General features: G+C 43.0%; 1 protein-coding gene. It reads right to left on the bottom strand.

Annotated elements, in window-relative coordinates:
• Window positions 1-2,140, bottom strand: a 2,140-nt coding sequence (locus B2X72_RS21040) for a phosphocholine-specific phospholipase C (RefSeq protein ID WP_286851364.1), incomplete at its 3' end; no start/stop codon positions are given.
• Window positions 2,141-2,193 lie beyond the last annotated feature (53 nt).

Consider the following 2,193-nt stretch of genomic DNA (forward strand, 5'->3'; position numbering starts at 1 on the left):
CTTCAAATCGTACCAGGTCCCACTGATATGCCAAACGATCACCGGCCTTCACCGCAAAATTCCAATTACGGTAAGTTTCACTTTGCCCCTGTTCATCACGATATTCCAACGGACTATAAACGTTGAAGGCTGTACCTGCGGTCCTTTTTCCGAAAAACTTGCTGTCTACAGTCATCGTTAGATGAAACACTCCGTCTTTCACAAAGCCCACCGCATCATGCGCATAAGGCAATGGCAAAGATTTACGAATCCCCCGCTCCTGTATTCGGTCAAATCCCGGAATCCATCCGTTTTTAGTCGCGAGATCAGGATCTTTGACCTCAACAAAGCCTCGCGGATCATCTTTGAACTGCGCATTGTATATCGTTTCGATATACTGATTCCTATCAAGAAAAGGGAGTTGTTCCTTTTGCTGAGTAAAAGGTGTAAAAGCGGTTGTCAAATCACCACAGATTGTTCTACGCCATGCACTGATGTTTTCCAAATGCATATTCTTGTTCAGCTTTTTGTTAAAGAAAGATTCCAAAAATTGCAAAGTAGACGTATGATCAAATACCTGAGAGCAAACCTTACCACCTCGTGACCAAGGCGACGCAATATACATGGGAACACGAAAACCTAGGCCCACAGCCCCTTCGCGTGCTTGCTTTTTAGGAATCCCCTGTTTTAGCTCATTTTCTAAACGAACCATCTCCACCTCCGTATCGATCCCAGGAGAACATGCCCCTGTATCTTTCTTCTTTAAATCAGGTACAAGGAAAGGTTTAACATGATCATAGTAACCATCGTTTTCATCATAGGTAATGATAAAAATAGTTTTTTTCCAAACCTCAGGGTTCTTTGTTAAGATATCTAAAACTTCAGATACATACCAAGCTCCATACCAGGGCGCACTCGGGTGGTCCGAGAAATTCTGTGGGCCGGCCAACCAGGATACCGCAGGCAATTTACCAGTATCAACGTCTTTGCGAAATTGATAAAGAATATCGCCTTTTGGGACTTCCAGCGCAGCTTTTTTCCCCTGTGCCTTAACCTGTGCCTTAAAATGTAACGTATCAAGCGACCTGTAATTGTTGTCCCCTTTGTTTACCGTAAACGCCCGCTCATTTAATGATTTCGTAAAATCACTTAGCTTTTTATAATTGTTTGGATTGAATTCCTTTAGTTCGGTCTCCGCTCGCTCAAGTGCCTCACTTTTTTTGCGAATATCAGCGCGTATCTTTTCGGCTTGTTCTTCGGAAGAAGGAGACTTCTCTTCCAACTTGGAAATCTGCATGGGCAAATCCCGAACCTGTGTTTCTAGGCTTTTGATATAGTTCTCCTTAAATTTAACTTGATAAGCCTGAAAAAACTCCAGCAGATTACACCCAAAATTGGATAGCCATGCCCTTTCCTGTCCAGAAAACCCGCCGCCACAGCTTGTCTCATTTTGATAAAAACGCCAGTTAATGCCATTCTTTTCAAGCAATTCCGGAAAAGTTTCCCAGGTCATTTTACCATAGCCAAAGTCATCATTCCGAATATTCGCTTTTTGCAGACCATCTTTCATCTCTGTAATCTTACCCGTCCAGAAAAAGGAACGGTTAGGCGTAGTGCTGGTCATGCCCGAGCAAAAATTCTGATCACATACTGTAAAAGCATCCGCTAAGGCATAATGAAAGGGCAAATCTTCACGTGTAAAATACCCCAATGTTAAGGGCATAGCCGCATATTGTTTATTCCCTGATTGCTTCGATAACAGCCAATGATCGTAACGACCTTGGTTAAAGGCATCCACCTGGCTTGCACGACTATGTGGAAGAGAACCCATCCAGGTCACTTTACTTTCCTTCAGGTTTAATCGGAAAGGAGCATACGTTTTTCCCTCTTTATCCGTTTGATACCATACGGGTAAACCGTTCGGTAAACGTATCGAACGTGGATCATTGAAACCCCGAACTCCCGAAAGACTACCTAGCGTATGATCAAAGGATCGGTTCTCCTGCATCAGGATGACGATGTGTTCGGCATCTAAAAAACTACTTCCTGGGTCAGGGTCTATGGCAAAGGCTTTCTGGATCGATGCAGGCATGAAGCTGGCAATACCTGCTGCTCCTGAAAATAGTAGGGTCTTTCGTAGGAATTCTCTTCTGGTTTCCATAACACTTATTTATAATTTCGATTTGAATCTACTTAGATTTCTTTTTGTTTCAT

Origin of the sequence: Sphingobacterium sp. UBA7253 (genome assembly GCF_002472745.1) — a bacterium.
In the GTDB taxonomy this organism is placed as follows: domain Bacteria; phylum Bacteroidota; class Bacteroidia; order Sphingobacteriales; family Sphingobacteriaceae; genus Sphingobacterium; species Sphingobacterium siyangense.